Origin of the sequence: Streptococcus mitis subsp. hohhotensis (assembly GCF_000722775.1) — a bacterium.
GTDB lineage: Bacteria > Bacillota > Bacilli > Lactobacillales > Streptococcaceae > Streptococcus > Streptococcus carlssonii.
The window spans coordinates 913,824-938,534 of the sequence record NZ_JPFZ01000009.1 but is presented as its reverse complement, the minus strand read 5'-3'; the positions used below and the strand labels follow the sequence as shown (position 1 = coordinate 938,534).

Genomic DNA, 24,711 nt, shown 5'->3' with positions numbered 1-24,711 from the left:
AATTCAAACCACGTCAGCGTCGCCTTGCCGTACTCAAGTACAGCCTGCGGCTAGCTTCCTAGTTTGCTCTTTGATTTTCATTGAGTATAAATTAAATTGAATTGGAGACGATATGAGTTCAAAGAAGAAAAAAATAAGATGGAGCGTGGTCTGACCAATCGTCACGTGCAGGTTATGGCCATTGCGGGAACAATTGGAACAGGACTCTTTTTGGGAGCAGGTCGCTCTATCAGCCTAACAGGTCCTTCCATTGTACTGATTTATATGATTACTGGAGCCTTTATGTTTCTCATGATGCGTGCGGTTGGGGAAATGCTTTATCAAGATCCTGAGCAACATACCTTTATCAACTTTATCACGCGTCATTTGGGTAAGGGCTGGGGTTATTTCTCAGTTTGGTCTTACTGGCTATCCGTTGTCTTTATCGGTATGGCGGAAATCACAGCTATCGCTCACTATGTTCAGTTCTGGTTCCCTAGCTGGCCAAGTTGGATGATTGAGATTGGATTTTTGACCATTCTAGCCTTGGTTAATCTGATTGCGGTGAAGCTCTTTGGTGAAGTTGAGTTTTGGTTTGCGATGGTCAAGATTGTGGCTATTTTAGCCATGATTGCCACAGGGGTCTTTATGGTCTTGACAGGCTTTAAGACACCTCATGGAGTAGCAAGTTTAGCTAATATTGCCGACAATTTCTCCCTCTTCCCAAATGGTGGAGTGAACTTTGTCATGGCCTTTCAGATGGTTTTCTTTGCTTATCTAATGATTGAGTTTATTGGAGTAACAACTTCTGAAACCAAAAATCCACGTCAGGTCTTGCCAAAAGCTGTTAAGGAAATTCCTTTGCGAATCGCCTTTTTCTACGGTGGTGCCCTCTTAGCCATCATGGCTATCATTCCCTGGCGTGAGCTTGCTTCTGCTGATTCACCTTTTGTTACAGTATTTGAATTAGCCGGTATCAAGTGGGCAGCAGCCTTGATTAACTTCGTCGTTTTGACCTCAGCAGCATCTGCCCTTAACTCAACCCTTTATTCAACAGGTCGTCATTTGTATCAGATTGCCCATGATTCGCCCAATCCATTCTTAAAGGCTATCAAGGCAGATACTCTTTCCCGTCACAACGTACCACAAAATGCCATCATCGCCTCAGCAATTTTGATTGCCCTAGCAGCCTTTATCAACGTATTGCCAGGTGTTTCCGATGCCTTTGCCTTGATTACGGCATCATCATCAGGTGTCTATATCGCCATTTATATCTTGATTATGGTGGCTCACCTTAAATACCGCAAGTCACCAGACTTTATGGCAGATGGTTATCTCATGCCCCATTATCGTTTCCTAAATCCTTTAACCATGCTCTTCTTTGCCTTTGTCTTTGTAACCCTCTTTTTACAAGAGTCTACATTTGTCGGAGCAATCGGTTCAGCTATTTGGATTATCGGTTTCGGGATTTACAGCCAGTGGAAATTTAGAAAATAGATTAAAGACTCATCAACTCAGGTTGGTGAGTTTTTCTAGTTTGACAGTCTATTGAAATAGGACTATAATCAAGCTGTAATCGTTTCGAGGAGGTTTAGATGTACTTTAGATTGGAAAATAAGGAATCCCATAAATCACAAGAAATAGGGAATCTGATTCGTGCTTATAACCGTTCAAAAAGAGAAGAAGCTGAAAGTGAGCCACTTAATCTTTATGTCGAAGATGAAAAGGGCAATCTCCTGGCAGGTTTGATAGCAGAGACTTTTGGAAATTGGCTAGAAATCGAGTATTTATTTGTAAAAGAGGAACTGAGAAGGCAAGGAATCGGTTCAAAGCTATTGCAGCAAGCAGAAACTGAAGCTAAGAATCGAAACTGTCGTTTTGCTTTTGTCAATACCTACCAGTTTCAAGCTCCAGATTTTTATAAAAGGCATGGCTACAAAGAAGTCTTTACCTTACAAGACTATCCCTACATTGGGCAAAGATATTATTACCAAAAGGATTTGTGACCTAGACTTCTATCCTTTGAAGAGGAGCTTAGCTAAGTATCAAATAAGAACGAATACTCTTTATCATGTAAGATGATAGAGAGTTTTTTTGTTAATAAAATATTACAAAATGACATTTATATATTGCATTAAGTTAGATATATGGTATAATATTTTTAAAAGAAGCGCAACTTTTTAAAATGTTGAAGGAGGACGCTAGTGACTAAAAATTTAAAATTAAAATTAGCTCGGGTGGAGCGTGATTTAACACAAGGGGATTTGGCAGAAGCTGTAGGTGTTACTAGGCAGACTATAGGTCTGATTGAAGCTGGGAAATACAATCCTAGTCTCTCCCTCTGCCAGTCCATTTGCAGATGCTTAGGCAAAACTTTAGATCAATTATTTTGGGAGGAAGAAGATGAAAAATAGAAAGAAACTTGTGATTAAAGATGAACGTACGGAAAAATTGGACGGAAACATTTCAGGAGAAATTCTCTTGGGAATTTGCCTATTTTTGGCACTGGAAATTTTTGCCAAAGTTTATATTTTCAATTTAACACTTTTGTCCTATTTACCAGAATTACTTTTATTGATTGGAGTCGGTTTGTATGCCATTATTCGCCGCATGTATGTTGGAATTGACATTCGAGATATTGTTGAGAATACTGGAAAAGAAAGAATTTTATCTGCTTTGGGATTCTCTATAGTGATTTTATTGATTGATATCGTTGGCAATCGCGAGGAACTGGTCAATCTATTGACTTGGAAGTACTCCCTAAAAGTGGTTCTAGCAGTTATCATCTATCTCGTTGGGAGTTTTTCTATGGATAGAGTTATCCTATACTTGAATCGCAGAAATCAGCAAGTTTGGGAGGAAGAAGATGGTAAATAAATTCATTCATTATCAATTACTTGACGAAAGAGAAGAACAACTAATCAATAAAGCTGGGGCAGAGTCTTTTTCACTCTTTATTGGGCTTGTACTTCTAAGCTATTTGGTGGCAGTGTTGGCTCCATCTCTTTTTAATTCGAATTTTCTAGTCTATACTCTGATAGTAGGAATTTTCTTCTTTTTCAATCGTGCCCGTTATCTGGGAGTGACCTACTATAGTCGTTTTCATTTTACGATTTTGGGTTGTTTTTTCCTAACCTTGGCGATTACGGCTCTTTTGATGTTGCAGAATTATCAATTCAATATAGAAATTTATCAGCACAATCCTTTGAACCTTAAATACCTATCTGCTTGGGCAATTACTTATGTCATTTACCTTCCTTGGGTTTTTATCGGCAATCTTGGTCTGAAGAGCTATGGCGAATGGGCTCAGAAAAAGTTTGAACAAGATATGGATGAACTGGAGAGTGGAGAATAGCTTGTTACTCTTTTCTCAATCCAGCCAAAATGTGTTATAATAGTACTAATTTATTGGAATACATGAAAGTTCTTGAAAATTTTCATGTATTTCTAGCTAAGGAAGTAGGAAAAGTATGTATCCAGATGATAGTTTGACATTGCACACGGACTTGTACCAGATCAACATGATGCAGGTTTACTTTGACCAAGGGATTCACAATAAAAAGGCGGTCTTTGAGGTTTATTTCCGCCAACAGCCTTTTAAGAACGGCTATGCGGTTTTTGCAGGTTTGGAAAGAATTGTGAGTTATCTTGAAGATTTGCATTTTTCAGATAGTGATATTGCCTATTTGGAGTCGCTAGGCTATCATGGGGCATTCTTGGACTATCTTCGCAATTTCAAGTTGGAGTTGACCGTTCGTTCTGCCCAAGAAGGGGACTTGGTCTTTGCTAATGAACCGATTGTGCAGGTGGAAGGCCCTCTAGCCCAATGTCAATTGGTCGAAACGGCTCTTTTGAACATCGTCAACTACCAGACCTTGGTGGCGACTAAGGCAGCTCGTATTCGTTCAGTCATTGAAGATGAGCCTTTGATGGAGTTTGGGACACGTCGGGCTCAAGAAATGGATGCAGCTATCTGGGGAACACGCGCAGCGGTGATTGGTGGTGCCAATGGGACCAGCAACGTGCGTGCTGGTAAACTCTTTGACATTCCTGTCTTGGGTACTCATGCTCATGCCTTAGTACAGGTTTATGGTAACGACTATGAGGCCTTTAAGGCTTATGCTGCGACCCACAAAAATTGCGTCTTTCTTGTGGATACCTATGACACCCTTCGCATCGGAGTTCCAGCTGCCATTCAGGTGGCGCGTGAACTGGGCGATCAGATTAACTTTATGGGTGTGCGGATTGACTCTGGGGATATTGCCTACATTTCCAAGAAAGTTCGTCAGCAACTGGACGAGGCTGGATTTACAGAGGCTAAGATTTATGCTTCTAATGATTTGGACGAAAATACTATCCTCAACCTCAAGATGCAAAAGGCCAAGATTGATGTCTGGGGTGTGGGTACCAAGCTGATTACAGCCTATGACCAACCAGCTCTTGGGGCGGTTTATAAGATTGTTGCAATCGAAGATGAAAATGGTCAGATGCGCAATACCATTAAGCTGTCTAATAATGCAGAAAAAGTATCTACGCCAGGTAAGAAGCAGGTGTGGCGCATTACCAGTCGTGAAAAAGGTAAGTCAGAAGGCGATTATATCACTTATGATGGTGTGGATGTTGCCAGCATGACAGAAATCAAGATGTTCCATCCGACTTATACCTACATCAAGAAGACCGTTCGTAATTTTGATGCTGTGCCTCTCTTGGTGGATATCTTCAAAGACGGAAAATTGATTTACAACCTGCCTAGTTTGACTGAGATTCAGGACTATGCTCGTAAGGAATTTGACAAGCTTTGGGATGAGTACAAGCGCGTGCTCAATCCGCAGCATTATCCAGTGGATTTGGCGCGTGATGTATGGCAAGACAAGATGGACTTGATTGACAAAATGCGCAAGGAAGCTCTTGGTGAAGGAGAAGAAGAATGAGTTTGCAAGAAACGATTATCCAAGAGCTGGGTGTCAAACCAGTGATTGATGCCCAGGAAGAAATCCGTCGTTCCATTGATTTCTTAAAAAGATACCTGAAAAAACATCCCTTTCTTAAAACCTTTGTACTTGGGATTTCTGGGGGACAAGACTCAACCTTAGCAGGTCGATTGGCCCAATTAGCTATGGAAGAACTGCGAGCAGAGACGGGTGATGACAGCTACAAATTTATCGCTATCCGCCTGCCATATGGAGTGCAAGCTGATGAAGCAGATGCTCAAAAAGCCCTTGCCTTTATCCAGCCTGATGTCAGTTTAGTCGTCAATATCAAGGAATCAGCTGACGCCATGACAGCTGCAGTTGAAGCGACAGGAAGCCCTGTTTCAGACTTCAACAAGGGAAATATCAAGGCTCGTTGCCGTATGATTGCTCAGTATGCCCTTGCTGGTTCCCATAGCGGAGCGGTCATTGGAACAGACCACGCCGCGGAAAATATCACAGGTTTCTTTACCAAGTTTGGTGACGGTGGTGCGGATATTCTCCCTCTTTACCGCCTCAATAAACGTCAAGGAAAACAACTCTTGAAGGAACTTGGTGCAGACCCAGCACTTTATGAAAAAATCCCAACAGCAGACCTAGAAGAAGACAAACCAGGCCTAGCTGACGAAGTAGCCCTCGGAGTCACCTATGAAGAGATTGACGACTACCTAGAAGGCAAAACAATTAACCCAGAAGCCCAAGCAAGAATCGAAAACTGGTGGCACAAAGGCCAACACAAACGCCACTTACCCATCACCGTATTCGATGACTTTTGGGAGTAAAAACCTCCAGTGGAGGTTTTCAGCCTCTCACCTTGAAATAAGAAAGTGAGAGTAGGTCTGGTAACTCACAGAGTTCGATTTCGTCGTCTCACCCCCGCTACGATGACTAGGTTTGAAAAAGCTTGCTAGAGCGCATTTCAAACCAGACAGCGGCTGCGTCAAGGAACTAGATGAAAAACTTGTTTTTTAGTTATTACTGAGTTTAGTCTTTTTACCCTGAGCCTAGAAATAAGAAAGCGAAGAAGGTCCAGTGGACCTTTTTAGCTTATTACCTTGAAATTCAAAAGCAAAATAAATTTAAATTGAGATTGGACATAGAATCATCTATCAGAAAGCGAGGTAGCGTCATGAAAGCAATCGGTACGCAAATATTACAGACAGAACGTTTGATTTTGAGAAGATTTGTGGAAAGTGATGCAGAAGCCATGTTTCAGAATTGGGCTTCATCCGCTGAGAATCTGACCTATGTTACCTGGGATCCCCATTCTAATGTCGAAATCACTCGAAACTCGATTCGAAATTGGGTTGCCTCCTATACTAATCCCAACTATTACAAATGGGCCATTTGCCTCAAAGAAGACCCAAAACAAGTGATAGGAGATATCAGCATCGTTGCAATAGATGAGAACAATTCTTCTTGTGAAATTGGCTATGTGCTAGGCAAGGCTTACTGAGGACATGGGATTATGACAGAGGCATTGAAAGCTGTCTTGGACTTTTGTTTTACTCAAGCAGGTTTTCAAGAAGTCAAGGCACGTTATGCCAGTCTCAATCCAGCTTCAGGTCGTGTCATGGAGAAGGCTGGAATGTCCTATCTAAAGACTATTACCAATGGTGTAGAGAGAGAAGGCTATCTTGCGGACCTTATTTATTATCAGATAAGCAAGGAGAATAGATAAGCTTAACATTTATCGATTATCCGTTGTTCTTATTTTTTATATACTATTTCATTTATCCTTTCTTTTCCGAATAAATAGATAGTAGCAGTGAATCTAGTAAACCTAGATTTAAAAATGTGCTATAATGAAAGGAGAAGAAATATGACTGTACGTCATCCGGGCATTAGCCCGACCAACGATTTGGTTGCTAAGAAGATTTTTAGCAATCCAGAAATCACTTGTCAATTTATTCGCGATATGTTGGATTTACCAGCCAAAAATGTGACCATTTTGGAGGGAAGCAATATTCATGTCTTGCCTTCCATGCCTTACTCGGCACAGGATTTCTATACCAGTATAGACGTCTTGGCGGAGTTGGATAATGGTACGCAAGTTATCATTGAAATTCAAGTTCATCATCAGAATTTTTTCATCAATCGCCTGTGGGCTTACCTGTGCAGTCAGGTCAATCAAAACCTAGAAAAAATTCGTCAACGAGAAGGTGATACACACCAGAGTTACAAACACATCGCACCAGTTTATGCTATTGCTATTGTGGACAGCAACTACTTTCAAGATGACTTGGCTTTTCACAGCTTTAGTATGCGAGAGGACACGACAGGTGAAGTCTTAACTATCACAAATAATGGTCAAGAAAACCATCTGGTCAAGATGGCATTCTTGGAATTAAAAAAATACAGAGAAACCAGCAAAGACGAGGTTCGCAAGCCGTGGTTGGAGTTTTTCGGTAATAAGCCCTTTACCCAAGAACCCGAGCGAGCCATCAGCCAAGCAGACCAACTGCTGGACTACAAGAGCTGGTCCGAGGAGGACAGGAAAATGTTTAGTCAGCTACGTATGCGAGAAGAACAGGCATTGTTGGCACAGGACTATGCCTTGGAACAAGCTGAAGAAAAAGGATTAGAACGTGGCCGTGCAGAGGGGATCGAAGAGGGGTTAAAAGTAGGTTTAGTAAATCTAGTTCGCCAAGGTCTTCTAACACCTGAGGTTGCCAGCCAGCAATTGGGAATGACCGTTGCTGAGTTTGAGGCCTTGCTGTAAGACTATTACCAATAATGGTCAAAATGGCGTTCTTAGAACTAAAAAAATACAGAGGAACCAGCAAAGATAAGGTTCGTAAACCGTGGTTGGAGTTTTTGTAAATCAGTAAATCAATGACAGATTTTTCCGCGATAGATGGAAGAATCTGTTTTTTAATTTACTAAATGTTGGCTCAAAAAACTAAGATAGCTTACCCTTTTACTCATGTTTTTTTGATTTATTTGAAGTATAACCTGATTAAATTCCTATTTTTCCCTATCATTGTCCCTGTTTTTTCTGGAGTTTTGGGTCTATAATAGTCCTATCAAATCAAAGAATGGAGGAAGGCAATGGATAATATAATCTTTTTTATCAGTGTTTTTCTTGCTGGAATTCTTTCCTTCTTTTCTCCTTGTATTTTACCCTTGTTACCGGTCTATGCAGGGGTCTTACTGGATGACAAAGATAGTTCTCAGGCTTCTAGTGGCAAATTTTTAATCTCAGTTGTCAGTTTATTGCGAACTCTGGCCTTTATAGCGGGGATTTCCTTTATTTTTATCTTGCTGGGTTATGGAGCTGGTTTTTTAGGCAATTTGCTTTATGCTTCTTGGTTTCAGTATGTGACGGGTGCGGTTATCATTCTCTTAGGCTTGCACCAGATGGAAGTCTTACATTTTCAGGAACTTTACAAGGAAAGAAGGCTACAATTACAGAGACAGGGGCAAAAGGGGAAGGGCTATAGTCAGGCATTTTTACTAGGATTGACTTTTAGTTTTGCTTGGACGCCATGTGTAGGGCCGGTTCTGGCCTCTGTTTTAGCCTTGGCGGCTTCAGGTGGTTCAGGTGCTTGGCAGGGAGCTGGTCTCATGTTGGTTTACACGCTGGGTTTGGCACTACCATTCTTGCTTCTAGCTCTAGCCTCCAGCTATGTTTTGAAACATTTCCGAAAGCTCCATCCTTATCTCGGAACCTTCAAAAAAGTGGGTGGTTTCCTCATTATCGTGATGGGAATCTTGGTGCTTTTGGGAAATGCTTCCATTTTGACTACATTATTTGAATAGAGAGGAAAGAGAAATGAAAAAATGGCAAACATGTCTCCTTGGAGTCGGCTCAATCTGTTGCTTGGCAGCCTGTTCGGCTAAAAATATGTCAGACGAAGCTACTATGAAGGAGCAAACCAAAACAGAACAAGTCAGTTCACAAACTGCCACCAAGGGTCAGATAGTTGCTGATTTCGAACTGACAGGAGTAGATGGCAAGACATACAGCTTGTCTGATTACAAGGGAAAGAAAGTCTATCTCAAATTCTGGGCTTCTTGGTGTTCCATCTGTCTAGCCAGTCTTCCAGATACGGATGAAATTGCTAAGGCTGCTGGAGACGACTATGTGGTCTTGACGGTAGTGTCACCAGGACATAAGGGTGAACAAGCAGAAGCTGACTTTAAGAACTGGTACAAGGGCTTGGATTATAAAAATTTCCCAGTTCTAATTGATCCGTCAGGCAAACTTTTGGAAAGTTATGGTGTTCGTTCTTATCCAACTCAAGCCTTTATAGACAAGGAAGGTAAGCTAGTCAAAACGCAACCTGGTTTTATGGATAAGGATATGATTTTAAAAACATTGAAAGAAATGGGGTAGAGAAAGGTCATGAATGATAAAGTAAAATTGTTTGTCTTGGCAGGAATCTTTTTCCTAGCCATAACCGGTTTCTATTTTCTATTGATGCGAAATGCAGGGCAGACAGATAGCTCGCAAATTGAGAAAGCGGCAGTTAGCCAAGGAGGAAAAACAGTGAAAAAAAGAGAAGTGAGTAAAGATGCAGACTTGCACGAAATTTATCTAGCTGGGGGATGTTTCTGGGGAGTTGAGGAGTATTTTTCTCGAGTTCCCGGAGTGACGGATGCCGTTTCAGGCTATGCAAATGGTAGAGGGGAAACAACCAAGTACGAGTTGATTAATCAAACAGGTCATGCGGAGACTGTTCATGTCACCTATGATGCCAAGCAAATTTCCCTCAAGGAAATCCTGCTTCATTACTTCCGTATTATCAATCCAACCAGCAAAAATAAACAAGGAAATGATGTGGGAACCCAGTACCGTACTGGTGTTTATTACACAGATGACAAGGATTTAGAGGTGATTAACCAGGTCTTTGATGAGGTGGCTAAGAAATACGACCAACCTCTAGCAGTTGAAAAGGAGGCCTTGAAGAATTTTGTAGTGGCTGAGGATTACCACCAAGACTATCTCAAGAAAAATCCAAATGGCTACTGCCATATCAATGTTAATCAGGCGGCCTACCCCGTCATCGATGCCAGCAAATACCCCAAACCAAGTGATGAGGAATTGAAAAAGACCCTGTCACCTGAGGAGTATGCAGTTACCCAGAAAAATCAAACAGAACGGGCTTTCTCAAACCGTTACTGGGATAAATTTGAATCTGGTATCTATGTGGATGTAGCAACTGGCGAACCCCTCTTTTCATCAAAGGATAAGTTTGAGTCTGGTTGCGGATGGCCTAGTTTCACCCAACCCATCAGTCCAGATGTGGCTACCTACAAGGAAGATAAGTCTTACAATATGACACGCATGGAAGTGCGGAGCCGAGTTGGAGATTCTCACCTTGGCCATGTCTTTACGGATGGACCACAGGACAAGGGTGGCTTGCGCTACTGTATCAATAGCCTTTCTATCCGCTTTATTCCCAAAGACCAAATGGAAGAAAAAGGCTACGCTTATTTACTAGATTATGTCGATTAAGAGGGCTTTCCTAAGCAGTTAGAGGAGAATTTTGCTATACTGATACTAGTAAGTGACAAAGGAGAGAAGCATGACCTATACAATCTTAATTGTAGAAGATGAATATCTGGTAAGACAAGGCTTGACCAAACTGGTTAATGTAGCAGCCTACGATATGGAAATCATCGGTCAAGCTGAAAATGGAAGACAGGCTTGGGAATTGATACAAAAGCAGGTGCCAGATATCATTTTAACCGATATCAACATGCCTCAGCTAAATGGCATCCAGTTAGCCAGTCTGGTCCGAGAAACCTATCCTCAGGTGCATTTGGTTTTTTTAACTGGCTACGATGATTTTGATTATGCCTTGTCTGCCGTCAAACTCGGTGTGGATGACTACCTGCTCAAGCCCTTTTCTCGTCAGGATATTGAGGAAATGTTGAGGAAAATCAAGCAAAAGTTGGATAAGGAAGAAAAAGAAGAGCAGTTACAAGATTTATTAACTGATAAGTTTGAAGGAAACATGGCCCAGAAAATCCAGTCCCATCTGGCTGATAGCCAGTTTAGTTTAAAGTCTTTGGCCAGTGACTTGGGCTTTAGTCCGACTTATCTGAGTTCTTTGATTAAGAAAGAGTTGGGCCTACCTTTTCAGGATTATCTGGTGAGAGAACGTGTCAAACAAGCCAAGCTCTTGCTTTTAACTACAGATTTGAAGATTTATGAGATCGCAGAAAAGGTTGGTTTTGAAGATATGAACTACTTTACCCAACGTTTTAAACAGATTGCAGGTGTGACACCTCGTCAGTTTAAGAAAGGGGGAGGTCGATGAAGCGTTCTTCTCTTCTAGTCAGAATGGTTATTTCCATCTTTCTGGTCTTTCTCATTCTCCTAGCTCTGGTTGGGACTTTCTACTATCAATCTAGTTCATCAGCTATTGAGGCTACCATTGAAGGCAATAGCCAGACGACTATCAGCCAAACTAGCCACTTTATCCAGTCTTATATCAAAAAATTAGAAACCACCTCGACTAGTTTGACCCAGCAGACGGATGTCCTAGCCTATGCTGAGAATCCCAGTCAAGACAAGGTCAAGGGAATCCGAAATCTGTTTTTGACCATCTTAAAGGCAGACCAAGACTTGAAAACGGTAGTTCTGGTCACCAAATCAGGTCAGGTCATTTCTACAGATGATAGTGTGCAAATGAAAACTTCCTCTGATATGATGGCTGAGGATTGGTACCAAAAGGCCATTCATCAGGGGGCTAAGCCCGTTTTGACTCCAGCTCGTAAATCAGATAGTCAGTGGGTCATTTCTGTCACTCAAGAACTTGTTGATGCAAAGGGAGCCAATCTGGGTGTACTTCGTTTGGATATTTCTTATGAAACTCTGGAAGCCTATCTCAACCAGCTACAGTTGGGCCAGCAGGGTTTTGCCTTTATCATCAATGAAAATCATGAATTTGTCTACCATCCTCAACATACAGTTTACAGCTCGTCTAGCGAAATGGAGGTCATGAAACCCTATATTAAGACAGGGCAGGGTTACACTCCAGACCACCAATCCTATGTCAGTCAAGAAAAGATTGCTGGAACTGATTGGACGGTGCTTGGCGTGTCTTCGTTGGAGAAGTTAGACCAGGTTCGGAGTCAACTCATGTTGACCTTGCTTGTAGCCAGTTTCACATCTCTTTTTGCCTGTCTCTGCTTGGTGTGGTTCAGTCTCAAACGCTGGATTGCTCCTCTGAATGACTTGAGAGAAACTATGCTGGAAATCGCTTCTGGTAATCAGAATCTTCGTGCCAAGGAAGTTGGTGCTTATGAACTGAGAGAAGTGACTCGTCAGTTCAATGCCATGTTGGATCAGATTGATCAGCTGATGGCAGATATTCGCAGGCAGGAAGAAACGACCCGTCAGTACCAACTTCAAGCCCTATCAAGTCAGATTAATCCGCATTTCCTCTATAACACTTTGGACACCATCATCTGGATGGCTGAATTTCAAGATAGTCAGCGAGTGGTGCAGGTGACCAAGTCTTTGGCAACCTATTTCCGCCTAGCGCTCAATCAAGGCAAGGACTTGATTTCTCTGTCTGACGAAATCAATCATGTTCGCCAGTATCTCTTTATCCAGAAACAACGCTATGGAGATAAGCTGGAATATGAGATTGATGAAAATCCTGCCTTTGATAATTTAGTCTTGCCCAAGCTGGTGTTACAACCCTTGGTAGAAAATGCCCTTTACCATGGCATTAAGGAAAAAGAAGGTCAGGGTCATATTAAAGTTTCTGTTCAGAAACAGGATTCAGGATTGGTCATCCGTATTGAGGATGATGGCGTTGGTTTCCAAGATGCTAGCGATAGTAGTCAAAGTCAACTCAAACGTGGGGGAGTTGGTCTTCAAAATGTTGATCAGCGGCTCAAACTTCATTTTGGAGAAGATTACCAAATGAAGATTGATTCTATTCCCTCAAAAGGTACGACAGTTGAAATATACATAAATAGAATAGAAACTAGCTAACTCCCAGTCAATTCTGGGAGTTTTATGCGTAATTGGGCAAGCTTTCTAGGTTGTCTATCTTGCTAAAAAGTAGAAAAAACGATATGATAGATAATGACAAAAGAGGTATCAAGTATGAAGGAAAAAGACATTCAAAGAGAAACAAGCCAGATTGTAAAAGATGTATTGGAAAAGGCCAATTTGAAGCAGGGATCCATCTTTGTTTTGGGCCTTTCTTCTAGTGAAGTGATAGGTGGTCAGATTGGCAAGGAATCCAGCCAAGAAATTGGGGAAATCATTGTGAAGACCATCCTAGATATCTTAGAGGAAAAAGGAATTCATCTAGCTGTTCAAGGTTGTGAACATGTCAATCGGGCCCTCGTCGTTGAACGTCAGGTGGCAGAGCAGTTTGGTCTGGAAATCGTCAGTGTCCTTCCTACCCTTCATGCAGGAGGTTCAGGTCAGTTGGCAGCCTTCAAGTTTATGAAGGATCCAGTTGAGGTTGAATTTATCAAGGCCCATGCTGGATTGGATATCGGAGACACTGCAATTGGCATGCATGTTAAGCATGTTCAGGTTCCGATTCGCCCTCTTTTGAGAGAAATTGGTCATGCCCACGTAACGGCGCTGGCTAGTCGTCCAAAATTAATTGGAGGTGCGCGTGCGCACTATCCACAAGATTCTATTAGAAAGTCGTGAGAATGAGAAAAACAAAACAACAACTAGAAAAAATCACCAAATATTCGATTCGTAAGCTAACTGTTGGGGTAGGTCCTGTAGCCATCGGAGCCTTCCTTTTTGGAGCCAGTGCCCTTTCAGTAGATAAGGTTCAAGCCAATGAAGTTGGCAGTGCTCATAGTGTTCATTACCGTTATTTGGCGGAGCAGGAATTGACCGAGTCTGAAAAAACCCTGATTCACCATGAGGTTCCTACAGAATTTCAAGATGATGATATTCTTTATGTAGTTTATCGTAAGAAGGCAACTAACAGTCAACAACTTCCCTATACCGGAAGTAAGGAGCTAGCCCTAGCAGGTCTTGGCTTGGCAACGGCTTCTCTAGCAGTCTTTTTGGTGTCTAAAAAAGGTCGTAGAGAAGTTCTAGGTGTTCTCTTGATTGGTTCTTTAGGAGCTAGTACCTTTGTACCTTATGGGACATTTGCATTTGAAAATAAAGAATTGCTTTCTTATAACCAAACTATTTCAGCCTCTACACATGAAGGCTTGGCTGAAGGGATTATCCACATTGATGGCTATGAGTATATTGGATACTTTAAGGAAGCGGAACTCCATCCATCAAGACCAGCTTCAGTTGACCATCCTCAGTTGCCAGTAGAAAAGCAAAGTTCAAAAGAAATCGAGAAAACTGAAGTCGTTCAAGAAAGACCTGCTGTCACTCCAGAAACTGTCATCGAAAAACCTGTAGTAGAGAATCCAGTTGCTCCTGCGGTTGAAGCAAAACCAGTTTCTGAGAAGCCTCAGGTTAGACAGGAAGAGAGCTTGGTGGAGATTCCGTTTGAAACGGTCACAAGCCCAGATGCGAATCTAGCAGAAGGACAGACTCGTATCGTCACAGCAGGAGTAAAGGGTCAGCGTCGTCTTGTAACTAAAGTATCGATGGTCAATGGTCAAGAAGTTAGAGAAGTCATTGAAGACCAAGTGGTTCAAAATCCTGTGTCGCAAGTCATTGCAGTCGGAACTAAGAAAGAGGTGCAACCTGCCCCAACTCCAGTACCACAAACTGAACCAAGCCACCAAGTAGCTAAAGGGACGCAAGAGGCAGGCAAAGAAGGTCAAGCACTAACACATCCAGAATTGCCAGAAGCTACCGTAGAGTCTAAAGGAACCCAAGAGGCAGGCAAAGAAGGTCAAGCACTAACACATCCAGAATTGCCAGAAGCTACCGTAGAGTCTAAAGGAACTCAAGAGGCAGGTAAGGAAGGTCAATCTTTAACGCAACCGGAACTACCAGAAGCTATAGTAGAGTCTAAAGGAACTCAAGAGGTAGGTAAGGAAGGACAAGCCTTAACGCAACCGGAACTACCAGAAGCTATAGTAGAGTCTAAAGGAACTCAAGAGGCAGGTAAGGAAGGTCAAGCTCTAACACAACCGGAACTACCAGAAGCTATAGTAGAGTCTAAAGGAACCCAAGAGGCAGGTAAAGAAGGTCAAGCACTTGTTCAAGATCAATTACCTGAGTATAAGGTGACTGAGGGAACCCTTGTTGAAGAATCAACTACAGAAATTGACTACAAAACTGAAACGACTGAGGATCCAACTAAGTATACAGACGAAGAAACTGTCCTACGAAATGGTGAAAAAGGAAGTCAAGTTACAAAAACAACCTATAAAACGGTAGAAGGTGTCAAAACTGACCAAGTTCTTTCAACTAGTACGGAAGTGACCAAGGAGCCTATAAATCAACAGGTAAGTCGTGGAACAAAATCAATTGAAGGAACTCTGGTAGAAGAAAGTATTGAAAAGATTCCATTTAAGGAAAAAGTTGAAGAAGATGCTCAACTGAAAAAAGGCTTAGAAGTTGTAGCTCAAGAAGGTAAAGAAGGTCAGAAAAAAATCACCGAGACCTTTAACACCATCAAAGGAGTTAAAACAGAGGATGCTCCAAAAGTTACAGAGGAAATCCTTGAGGCACCTCAAGACCGAATTTTGAAACGTGGTACCAAGACCTTTGAAAAACCAGTATTGACCCTCACTGCAGTTGAACCTAAGGATTTGAAACGTACTTCAGATGTTAAATACAGTCTAGAAAATCCAAGCAAGGCGGCCATTAAATCTATCACCTTAACTTTGAAAAAAGGTGATGAGATTGTGAAAACATTGAATGTTTCACCTGACAACTTAACAGCTAGCCTGACAGATTTGCAATACTACAAAGATTATAAGATTGAAACTAAGATGGTTTATGACCGTGGTGAAGGCGATGAGGAAGTAGTTCTGAATGAAGAACCTCTAAGAATTGACCTCAAAAAAGTTGAAATCAAAAATATCAAAGAAACAAGCTTGATGAGTGTGGACGCTGACGGTAATGAAACAGATACTAGTTTGCTTACAGAAAAACCAGCTGATGTTGCCCCACTTTATCTACGAGTGACCACTCACGACAACAAGGTTACACGACTTGCTGTTGACAAGATTGAAGAAGTAGAAAAAGACGGAAAAACTTTATATAAAGTTACTGCCAAAGCACCAGACTTAGTTCAACGGAATGCTGACAACACACTGAACGAAGAGTATGTTCATTACTTTGAAAAACAAAAAACACACGAAGGTGATGTATATTATAGCTTTGACGACCTTGTAAAAGCTATGCAAAAAGACCCGACTGGCACATTTAAGCTTGGTAGCAATATCAATGCTGCTAACGTTAAACCAGCAGGAAAATCTTATGTTACTAATGCTTTTAAAGGAACATTAACAAGCACTGACGGTAATAAATTTACCATTAGTAATATGAACAGACCTTTATTCGGTGATATTGTCGGTGGTACTGTTAAAGATTTACTACTTGAAAATGTAAATATCGACATGTCAGGGACTGATAGGATTGCACCGATAGCAAATGTTATCAAAAATAATGCTACTGTAGAAAACATTAAAGTAACAGGTAACGTTGTTGGTAATAATGATGTATCTGGTGTTATCAATAAAATTGATGGTAGTGGAAAATTAAGTAACGTTGCATTTATCGGTAAAGTACACGCTGCTGGAAATCGAGGTGGTTACTTAACAGGTATTGTCGGTGAGAACTGGAAAGGTATTGTAGAAAAAGCTTATGTTGATGCTGAAATCACAGGTAACAAAGCTAAGGCTGCCGGAATTGTATATTCATCTCAAAACGGTGGTAACAACAATACTTTAGGTAAAGAAGGTACTCTTCGAAACTCTGTAGCAAAAGGCTCTATTGAACTCAAAGAAGCCGTTATGTCTGGTGGATTGTTAGGGACTAACTGGGCACTAGGGGCTATAGAAGACAACATCACTATGATGAAAGTTAAGACTGGTGAAATGGTCTTTGGTCATTCTGATATTGATGCTGATGATTACTTTACATACTCTAGAACGAAGCGCAACTACAGTGTTGAGGGTGTAAGTGAAGGTAAAACAACTTATAAAAATTCTAAAAAAATTCCTAGCATAACTAAAGAAAAAGCTGATGAATTAATTGCTAAAATGGGAATCACTGCTGATAAATTCGAAAGCACACTTCCTATTGAAGACAAACTGAACAATATTGTAAGTAAAGCTGATCAATACAAAAATATTGATGACTATGATGCATCTCGTGAACTTGCTTATCGTAATGTTGAAAAACTTCAACCGTTCTACAACAAAGAATGGATTGTAAATCAAGGAAATAAATTAGCCGCTGATAGTCCATTAATGACTAAAGAAGTATTGTCTGTAACTGCAATGAAAGGCAATGACTTTGTCACAGACCTTACAGATGCCGACCATATTATGGTTCACTACGCGGATAAGACAAAAGATATCTTTACGATTTCTCCTAAGGACTCTCAAGTTAAGCAAGTAAAAGAGTATAGTGTTGCTGAGCTCGGTGAAGTTGTGTACACACCAAACATGGTTGTTAAAGATCGTGCTGACTTAATCAGTGCTATTGAAAGCAAATTAAGTCCAGTTGAATTGCAATCTGACCCGATTTACCAACATTTGGGTAGAACTGGTGGCAACAAAGTCAATGCAATTAAGGACTTGTACCTAGAAGAAAGCTTCAAGTATGTGAAAGATAATCTTACTCAATTCGTTACGAAGTTAGTAGAAAATGAAGATCACCAGCTTAACACTGATGAAGCTGCAAAACGTGCCTTGATTAAGAAAATTGATGACAATAAGGCCGCAGTTCTTCTTGGTTTGTCTTACCTCAACCGTTACTACGGAGTTAAATTCGATGACTTTAATATTAAAGAATTAATGCTATTCAAACCTGACTTCTATGGTAAGAATGTTAATGTGTTAGACTTCTTGATTAAGGTTGGTTCTAAAGAAAGTAACATTAAAGGTGATAGAACTTTAGAAGCTTATCGCGAAACGATCGGTGGAGTTATCGGTATAGGCGAGTTAAACAGTTTCTTAGACTATAATATGCGTCTATTCACAAGTGATACAGACTTAAACGATTGGTTCATAAAAGCTACTAAAGATAATGTATATATTGTCGAACCAAAAACAACAACTCCTGAATTTGCTGATAAGAAACACAGAGCATACGAAGGATTAAATAATGATGTTCACGGTAAGATGATTCTTCCTCTATTAAACTTAAAAGATGCCCACATGTTCTTAATCTCAACATATAACACTATGGCTTACAGTTCATTTGAAAAATACGGTAAGAATACTGAAGCCGAACGTGAAGCGTTCAAAGCTGAAATCAATAAAGTTGCTAAAGGTCAACAAAATTACCTAGATTTCTGGTCTCGTCTATCATTGGATAAAGTTCGCAACCAGCTGCTTAAGAGCAATAACATGGTACCAACTCCTGTGTTAGATAATCAAAACTATAAAGGAATCAGCACAGATAAATACGGACATACGAATAGTGGTAAGGATGTAGCGCCTATCCGTGAATTATACGGACCAACAGGTCGTTATCATGCAACTGACTGGCGTATGGGAGCTGTAGCTCGTATTTACGGTAACCCTTATAAGGATGATTCAGTCTTCTTCATGGTTACTGATATGATTAGTGACTTTGGTATCTCAGCCTTCACTCACGAAACGACTCACGTAAATGACCGTATGGTTTACTTAGGTGGTTCAAGACACCGTGAAGGTACTGACCTAGAAGCATTTGCACAAGGTATGTTGCAATCTCCTGCTGAAACAAGTCCAAACGGTGACTTCAAAGCACTTGGATTAAACATGGCATACGAACGTCCAAATGACGGAAATCAATGGTATAACACAAATCCAAATGACCTTACATCTCGCGCTGAAATCGATCATTACATGAAAGGTTTCAACGATACTCTAATGCTTCTTGATTACCTTGAAGGAGAAGCCGTTCTTGATAAAGGCAGCAAAGAACTAAACAACGCTTGGTTCAAGAAAGTTGCTAAGAAATTACGTAACGCTAATACGAAGAACCAATACGATGAGGTTCGTGATTTGAATGCAGAAGAAAAAGAATATAACTTAACTTCTGTTAACGACCTAGTAGATAAGAACTTCATGACCAAACACGGTCCTGGTAATGGTACTTATGACCCAACTGGATTTGGCTCTGCCTATGTAACGGTGCCTATCACTGCTGGTATCTATGGTGGTAATACAAGTGAAGGAGCTCCAGGCTCTATGTCATTCAAACATAACACATTCCGTATGTGGGGTTACTTTGGATATGAAAAAGGCTTCTTAAACTACGCTTCTAACATGCTGAAAAATGAGTCTAAACAGGCTGGTCATGCTACTCTAGGTGATGACTTTATCATTAAGAAAGTTTCTGATGGTAAATTTAATACTCTAGAAGATTGGAAGAAAGAATACTTCAAAGAAGTTGTTGATAAAGCGAAAGCAGGATTTAATCCAGTTACAATTGACGGCACTACATACAGTAGCTACGATGACTTGAAGAATGCATTTGCTGCAGCTGTTGATAAAGATAAAGCTACTCTTAAAAATGGATCAGTTAAATTTGATAATACTGTATCACTTAAAGAGAAAATCTTCAAGAAACTTCTTCAACAAACAAATAGCTTTAAAACTTCAATCTTTAAATAATTGAAATCTCTCATCTGCTTTGCGGATGAGGGTTTTCTTATTTTGTGCTATACTTAAGGTATGCATAGAAAAACAGTGATTGATTTTAGGGCTTTGGGGGAGAGATACACCTTTACCCAGCCTATCAAAGAGTTAAAAACCAGAGATTTAGCGGAAGTAACAGCCTTGCTGGCACAAGTGGAAAGCTACCAAGAGCAGGGCTACTATGTGGTGGGCTATGTCAGCTACGAGGCTGCACCTGCTTTTGAGGAGAAATTAGCAGTTCACAAGGCTCCCCTACTGGGAGAGTACCTGATTTACTTTACTGTTCATGATAGCGTAGAAACTTCCCCTATTCCTCTGACTTATGATGAGGTTGATTTGCCTTCAAATTGGCAGGAAGTAACGTCTGCAGAGGACTATGAAAAGGCGATTGCTCAGATTCACCATCATTTACGCCAGGGAGACACCTATCAGGTCAACTACACCGTCCAACTCAAGCAGGAGTTGTCTGCCAATCCTTTTGCCATCTACAATCGTATGGTGGTAGAGCAGGAGGCGGGCTACAATGCCTATGTAGAACACGATGAGATGGCAGTGATTTCCATGAGTCCAGAACTCTTTTTTGAGCAAAATGACCGCGAGTTGACAACGCGACCAATGAAGGGAACGACTCAGCGTGGCATGACTGACCAAGAAGATTTAGAACAGGCTAGCTGGTTGGAGCAGGATCCTAAAAATCGCTCTGAAAATATGATGATCGTGGACCTCTTGCGCAATGATATGAACCGTATTTCTGAAGTGGGAAGTGAGCACGTGGAGCGTCTGTGTCAGGTAGAACAGTATTCTACTGTTTGGCAGATGACTTCGACCATCAAGAGTCGGTTGCGAGAGGATGTTGATCTTGTTGAAATCTTCCGCTCACTCTTTCCTTGTGGTTCCATAACGGGCGCTCCAAAAATTGCGACTATGGAAATCATTAAGGACTTGGAACCACAACCCAGAGGAGTCTACTGTGGAACGATTGGTCTCCTGCTTCCACATGGGCAACGGATTTTCAATGTCGCCATTCGTACCATTCAATTGCATCAAGAAAAAGCCATATATGGAGTGGGTGGTGGCATTACTTGGGATAGCACTTGGGAATCTGAATACCGAGAGGTTCATCAAAAGGCAGCTGTTCTCTATCGTAAACAAGCTCGTTTCAAACTGATTACTACAGGGAAAATCAGCCAGAAGAACTTGCTGTTTGAAGAACAACATCTGGAAAGACTGAGAAAAGCTAGTCGATATTTTGCCTTTCCTTTTGACCCAGAAATTTTGAGACAAAAGATTGAAGCAGAGTGTCAGACTTGTGATGCTAATCAAGATTACCGCTTGCGAATCAGCATTAGCAAATCTGGAGAGATAGAAGTCAATCGTCAAGTATTGGAACCTTTCAGTCCGACCTTCTGCAAAGCCAAACTTTGCCTGCAGGAAGCCAATTTGCAACATGCCTTTACCTACTTTAAGACAACTCATAGACCACACTTGAGTTTAGGAGAACAAGAGAAGATTTACCACAATAAGTCTGGAGAACTTCTTGAAACCTCTATTGGAAATCTGGTCTTAAAAATTAATGGGAAACTCTACACACCGCCTATCCGACTTGGAATCTTGCCAGGAATTTACCGTCAGCATTTGCTGGAAACAGGAGAGGTAGAAGAGAAAGTTTTGACCTTAAAAGACTTAGTCCAAGCAGAAGATATTTACGGCTGTAATGCAGTGAGAGGCTTGTATGAGTTATTTATTCAAAAACAAAAATAAGAATTGTAATGAAAAGTTATAAGAACTAGGATTGATTTTTCCTTGAATTGAAGAAATAAATCTGATAAAATAAACATGAAATCGATATCATAATTATGGGAGAAAAAGATGAACAAACGTCTATTTTTAAAAATGAGTCTGGCTACATTGCCAGTTTTAGCCTTGTTTTCACAACCAGTTTTAGCGGAAGAAAACATTCATTTTTCTAGTTGTAAGGAAGCTTGGGCTAATGGCTATTCGGATCTTCATGAGGGGGATCCTGGTTATTCTGCCAAGTTAGACCGCGATCATGATGGTGTGGCTTGCGAATTGAAAAATGCTCCTAAGGGTGCCTTTAAAGCAAAACAAGCAACTGCGGCTCAAACCAACACAACTTCATCTACAACAAGTGGTTGGGTTAAGCAGGACGGTGCTTGGTACTATTTTGATGGAAATGGAAATCCAGTGAAAAATACTTGGCAAGGAAGTTATTATCTGAAAGCAGACGGAAAAATGGCCCAGAGCGAATGGATTTATGATGATTCTTATCAAGCTTGGTATTACTTGAAATCAGATGGATCTTATGCTTACAGTACATGGCAAGGAGCTTACTACCTTAAATCAAACGGTAAAATGGCTAAAGGCGAATGGGTTTATGATGCTACCTATCAAGCTTGGTATTACTTGAAATCAGATGGATCTTATGCTCGCAATGCTTGGCAAGGGAACTACTATTTGAAATCGGATGGTAAAATGGCTAAAGGTGAATGGGTTTATGATGCTACCTATCAAGCTTGGTATTACTTGAAATCAGATGGATCTTATGCTTATAGTACATGGCAAGGAAATTATTATTTAAAATCGAATGGTAAAATGGCTGTCAATGAATGGGTTGATGGTGGACGTTATTATGTTGGCGCTGACGGAGTTTGGAAGGAAGGTCAAGCAAGTACAGCTTCTTCTAGTAATGATAGCAATAGTGAATATTCTGCTGCTTTAGGAAAGGCAAAAAGTTATAATTCGTTATTCCACATGTCAAAAAAACGTATGTATAGACAATTAACTTCTGATTTTGATAAATTTTCAAATGATGCAGCTCAATATGCGGTTGATCATTTAGAAGCCGATTATAAATATAATGCCTTATTTAATGCTAAAAACTATAGAAAATTATTTAATATGTCTAAGTCTCGTCTCATCAACCAATTGACCTCTTCTATAGATGGCTTTACAGAGGAAGAAGCTAATTATGCAATTAATCATTTAGATGACTAACAGATACTGGTAGGCGAAAAATTCCTTATAATTCATTCACGCAAACCTTTGCATAAATGAGTGAATTTTGTTATACTAGTACTGTAAGCATTTTCAATTAATTCATAATAAAAAAGGAGAATATGATGAGTCAAAAGATTATTGGGATTGACCTTGGTGGAACTTCTATCAAATTTGCAATCTTAACAACAGCAGGAGAAATCCAAGAAAAATGGTCTATCAAGACCAACATTTTGGATGAGGGAAGTCATATCGTAGATGATATGATTGAGTCTATTCAACACCGTTTGGACTTGCTTGGATTGGTAGCAGCGGACTTCCAAGGAATTGGAATGGGATCACCAGGTGTGGTTGACCGTGAAAAAGGAACAGTTATTGGTGCCTACAACCTCAACTGGAAAACCCTTCAACCAATCAAAGAAAAGATTGAAAAAGCTTTGGGCATTCCATTTTTCATCGATAATGATGCCAACGTAGCAGCTCTTGGTGAACGTTGGATGGGTGCTGGTGATAACCAACCAGACGTTGTCTTTATGACACTCGGTACTGGTGTTGGTGGGGGTATCGTTGCAGAAGGCAAATTGCTTCACGGTGTTGCTGGTGCAGCAGGTGAGCTTGGTCACATCACTGTTGACTTTGACCAACCAATCGCATGTACTTGCGGTAAGAAAGGTTGCCTTGAGACAGTTGCTTCAGCAACAGGGATTGTTAACTTGACTCGTCGTTATGCGGATGAATACGAAGGCGATGCAGCTTTGAAACGCTTGATTGATAACGGAGAAGAAGTAACTGCTAAGACTGTCTTTGACCTTGCAAAAGAAGGAGACGACCTTGCTTTGATTGTTTACCGTAACTTCTCACGTTACTTGGGAATCGCTTGTGCTAATATCGGTTCAATCCTAAACCCATCAACAATCGTTATCGGTGGCGGTGTGTCAGCTGCAGGAGAATTCCTTCTACAAGGTGTTCAAAAAGTCTACGATGAAAATACTTTCCCACAAGTACGTACATCCACAAAATTGGCTCTTGCAACTCTAGGAAACGACGCTGGGGTTATCGGAGCAGCATCACTTGTATTGCAGTAAAATAAAAAAGGAGAAAATTGCTTTCCAGAAGCGAGTGATTTTCCTCCTTTCTTTTTTTATGCTATACTAGTTAGGACAATAAATGAGGTGAGAGAATGACAAAAGCAGATACGATTTTTAAAGAGAATATTGAACGAATCCTCAAAGATGGTGTCTTTTCAGAGCAAGCACGTCCTAAGTATAAGGATGGGACAGTTGCTAACTCTAAGTACGTAACGGGTGCCTTTGCAGAGTATGACTTGGCAAAAGGGGAATTCCCCATCACAACCTTGCGTCCTATTGCCATCAAATCAGCTATCAAAGAAGTTCTCTGGATCTACCAAGACCAGTCAAATAGCTTAGAAGTGCTCAATGACAAGTACAATGTTCACTACTGGAATGACTGGGAAGTGGGTGATACTGGAACCATTGGTGAGCGCTATGGTGCCGTTGTTAAGAAACACGATATCATCAATAAGCTTCTCAAGCAGTTGGAAGCCAACCCTTGGAACCGTCGCAATATCATTTCGCTCTGGGATTACCAAGCTTTCGAAGAAACAGATGGGCTACTCCCATGTGCCTTTCAGACAATGTTTGATGTCCGCCGTGTAGATGGAGAAATCTATCTGGATGCAACCTTAACTCAGCGTTCGAATGACATGTTAGTGGCCCACCACATCAATGCTATGCAGTACGTGGCTCTCCAAATGATGATTGCCAAGCATTTTGGCTGGAAGGTTGGGAAGTTCTTCTACTTTATCAACAACCTCCATATCTATGACAATCAATTTGAACAAGCTCAAGAATTGCTCCGTCGGGAGCCGTCAAACTGCCAACCACGTTTGGTCTTGAATGTGCCAGATAAGACCAATTTCTTTGATATTAAAGCAGAAGATTTTGAGTTGGTGGATTATGACCCTGTCAAGCCACAGTTGAAGTTTGACCTGGCTATTTAAAAGAATAGA

19 protein-coding genes and 1 pseudogene are annotated in these 24,711 nt (G+C 40.8%); all 20 read left to right on the top strand.

Annotated elements, in window-relative coordinates:
- Positions 1–138 precede the first annotated feature (138 nt).
- Positions 139–1,476, top strand: coding sequence for an amino acid permease (locus SK608_RS07205; protein WP_033677676.1), 1,338 nt, complete (start codon positions 139–141; stop codon positions 1,474–1,476).
- Between the two features lie 98 nt (positions 1,477–1,574).
- Positions 1,575–1,985, top strand: coding sequence for a GNAT family N-acetyltransferase (locus tag SK608_RS07200; RefSeq protein ID WP_082242443.1), 411 nt, complete (start codon positions 1,575–1,577; stop codon positions 1,983–1,985).
- A 198-nt stretch (positions 1,986–2,183) separates the two neighbouring features.
- Positions 2,184–2,393: a helix-turn-helix transcriptional regulator gene (locus SK608_RS07195; RefSeq protein ID WP_000164725.1), complete on the top strand. Its 210-nt coding sequence runs from the start codon at positions 2,184–2,186 to the stop codon at positions 2,391–2,393.
- Positions 2,383–2,856, top strand: coding sequence for a DUF6773 family protein (locus SK608_RS07190; RefSeq protein WP_000797307.1), 474 nt, complete (start codon positions 2,383–2,385; stop codon positions 2,854–2,856). The genes SK608_RS07195 and SK608_RS07190 overlap by 11 nt, the downstream gene beginning before the upstream one ends.
- Entirely contained in the window at positions 2,846–3,334 is a 489-nt protein-coding gene (locus tag SK608_RS07185; RefSeq protein ID WP_000247409.1) for a DUF6773 family protein, read from the top strand. Before SK608_RS07190 ends, SK608_RS07185 begins: the two co-directional genes overlap by 11 nt.
- Positions 3,335–3,449: 115 nt before the next feature.
- On the top strand, positions 3,450–4,910 hold the full coding sequence (locus SK608_RS07180) for a nicotinate phosphoribosyltransferase (RefSeq protein ID WP_033677674.1): 1,461 nt from the start codon (positions 3,450–3,452) through the stop codon (positions 4,908–4,910).
- A complete protein-coding gene (gene nadE, locus SK608_RS07175) occupies positions 4,907–5,731 on the top strand; it encodes an NAD(+) synthase (protein WP_033677672.1) in 825 nt (274 codons plus the stop codon). The genes SK608_RS07180 and nadE overlap by 4 nt, the downstream gene beginning before the upstream one ends.
- 347 nt (positions 5,732–6,078) lie before the next feature.
- Positions 6,079–6,630 (top strand): annotated as a pseudogene (locus tag SK608_RS07170) (GNAT family N-acetyltransferase).
- A gap of 141 nt (positions 6,631–6,771) precedes the next feature.
- Positions 6,772–7,671, top strand: a complete 900-nt coding sequence (locus SK608_RS07165) for an Rpn family recombination-promoting nuclease/putative transposase (RefSeq protein WP_033677670.1) — start codon at positions 6,772–6,774, stop codon at positions 7,669–7,671.
- 329 nt (positions 7,672–8,000) lie between these two features.
- The gene (ccdA2, locus tag SK608_RS07160) at positions 8,001–8,711 is read left to right on the top strand and encodes a thiol-disulfide oxidoreductase-associated membrane protein CcdA2 (protein WP_000368754.1); all 711 of its coding nucleotides are present in this window, start codon (positions 8,001–8,003) and stop codon (positions 8,709–8,711) included.
- Between the two features lie 13 nt (positions 8,712–8,724).
- A complete protein-coding gene (locus SK608_RS07155; RefSeq protein WP_000759252.1) occupies positions 8,725–9,288 on the top strand; it encodes a redoxin family protein in 564 nt (187 codons plus the stop codon).
- 9 nt (positions 9,289–9,297) lie between these two features.
- A complete protein-coding gene (gene msrB, locus SK608_RS07150) occupies positions 9,298–10,410 on the top strand; it encodes a peptide-methionine (R)-S-oxide reductase MsrB (RefSeq protein WP_000998572.1) in 1,113 nt (370 codons plus the stop codon).
- Between the two features lie 70 nt (positions 10,411–10,480).
- The gene (locus SK608_RS07145; protein ID WP_000222629.1) at positions 10,481–11,218 is read left to right on the top strand and encodes a response regulator transcription factor; all 738 of its coding nucleotides are present in this window, start codon (positions 10,481–10,483) and stop codon (positions 11,216–11,218) included.
- The gene (locus tag SK608_RS07140) at positions 11,215–12,906 is read left to right on the top strand and encodes a cache domain-containing sensor histidine kinase (RefSeq protein ID WP_033677667.1); all 1,692 of its coding nucleotides are present in this window, start codon (positions 11,215–11,217) and stop codon (positions 12,904–12,906) included. Before SK608_RS07145 ends, SK608_RS07140 begins: the two co-directional genes overlap by 4 nt.
- A gap of 114 nt (positions 12,907–13,020) precedes the next feature.
- Positions 13,021–13,584: a TIGR01440 family protein gene (locus SK608_RS07135; RefSeq protein ID WP_000659516.1), complete on the top strand. Its 564-nt coding sequence runs from the start codon at positions 13,021–13,023 to the stop codon at positions 13,582–13,584.
- Between the two features lie 2 nt (positions 13,585–13,586).
- Complete coding sequence (locus SK608_RS07130; protein WP_033677666.1) at positions 13,587–19,643, top strand: ZmpA/ZmpB/ZmpC family metallo-endopeptidase; 6,057 nt, start codon at positions 13,587–13,589, stop codon at positions 19,641–19,643.
- Between the two features lie 60 nt (positions 19,644–19,703).
- Positions 19,704–21,428, top strand: coding sequence for an aminodeoxychorismate synthase component I (pabB, locus tag SK608_RS07125; protein ID WP_033677664.1), 1,725 nt, complete (start codon positions 19,704–19,706; stop codon positions 21,426–21,428).
- A 108-nt stretch (positions 21,429–21,536) separates the two neighbouring features.
- On the top strand, positions 21,537–22,682 hold the full coding sequence (locus SK608_RS07120) for an Ltp family lipoprotein (protein WP_033677663.1): 1,146 nt from the start codon (positions 21,537–21,539) through the stop codon (positions 22,680–22,682).
- Positions 22,683–22,807: 125 nt separating this feature from the next.
- A complete protein-coding gene (locus SK608_RS07115) occupies positions 22,808–23,767 on the top strand; it encodes an ROK family glucokinase (RefSeq protein ID WP_000078564.1) in 960 nt (319 codons plus the stop codon).
- Between the two features lie 95 nt (positions 23,768–23,862).
- Positions 23,863–24,702, top strand: coding sequence for a thymidylate synthase (locus tag SK608_RS07110; RefSeq protein WP_033677660.1), 840 nt, complete (start codon positions 23,863–23,865; stop codon positions 24,700–24,702).
- Positions 24,703–24,711: the final 9 nt, after the last annotated feature.

Bases quoted from the DNA above. Each gene is read 5' to 3' on its own strand.
- SK608_RS07205 (WP_033677676.1), top strand. From the start codon at position 139: ATGGAGCGTGGTCTGACCAATCGTCACGTGCAGGTTATGGCCATTGCG.
- SK608_RS07200 (WP_082242443.1), top strand. From the start codon at position 1,575: ATGTACTTTAGATTGGAAAATAAGGAATCCCATAAATCACAAGAAATA.
- SK608_RS07190 (WP_000797307.1), top strand. From the start codon at position 2,383: ATGAAAAATAGAAAGAAACTTGTGATTAAAGATGAACGTACGGAAAAA.
- SK608_RS07185 (WP_000247409.1), top strand. From the start codon at position 2,846: ATGGTAAATAAATTCATTCATTATCAATTACTTGACGAAAGAGAAGAA.
- SK608_RS07180 (WP_033677674.1), top strand. From the start codon at position 3,450: ATGTATCCAGATGATAGTTTGACATTGCACACGGACTTGTACCAGATC.
- nadE (WP_033677672.1), top strand. From the start codon at position 4,907: ATGAGTTTGCAAGAAACGATTATCCAAGAGCTGGGTGTCAAACCAGTG.
- SK608_RS07165 (WP_033677670.1), top strand. From the start codon at position 6,772: ATGACTGTACGTCATCCGGGCATTAGCCCGACCAACGATTTGGTTGCT.
- ccdA2 (WP_000368754.1), top strand. From the start codon at position 8,001: ATGGATAATATAATCTTTTTTATCAGTGTTTTTCTTGCTGGAATTCTT.
- SK608_RS07155 (WP_000759252.1), top strand. From the start codon at position 8,725: ATGAAAAAATGGCAAACATGTCTCCTTGGAGTCGGCTCAATCTGTTGC.
- msrB (WP_000998572.1), top strand. From the start codon at position 9,298: ATGAATGATAAAGTAAAATTGTTTGTCTTGGCAGGAATCTTTTTCCTA.
- SK608_RS07145 (WP_000222629.1), top strand. From the start codon at position 10,481: ATGACCTATACAATCTTAATTGTAGAAGATGAATATCTGGTAAGACAA.
- SK608_RS07140 (WP_033677667.1), top strand. From the start codon at position 11,215: ATGAAGCGTTCTTCTCTTCTAGTCAGAATGGTTATTTCCATCTTTCTG.
- SK608_RS07135 (WP_000659516.1), top strand. From the start codon at position 13,021: ATGAAGGAAAAAGACATTCAAAGAGAAACAAGCCAGATTGTAAAAGAT.
- SK608_RS07130 (WP_033677666.1), top strand. From the start codon at position 13,587: ATGAGAAAAACAAAACAACAACTAGAAAAAATCACCAAATATTCGATT.
- pabB (WP_033677664.1), top strand. From the start codon at position 19,704: ATGCATAGAAAAACAGTGATTGATTTTAGGGCTTTGGGGGAGAGATAC.
- SK608_RS07120 (WP_033677663.1), top strand. From the start codon at position 21,537: ATGAACAAACGTCTATTTTTAAAAATGAGTCTGGCTACATTGCCAGTT.
- SK608_RS07115 (WP_000078564.1), top strand. From the start codon at position 22,808: ATGAGTCAAAAGATTATTGGGATTGACCTTGGTGGAACTTCTATCAAA.
- SK608_RS07110 (WP_033677660.1), top strand. From the start codon at position 23,863: ATGACAAAAGCAGATACGATTTTTAAAGAGAATATTGAACGAATCCTC.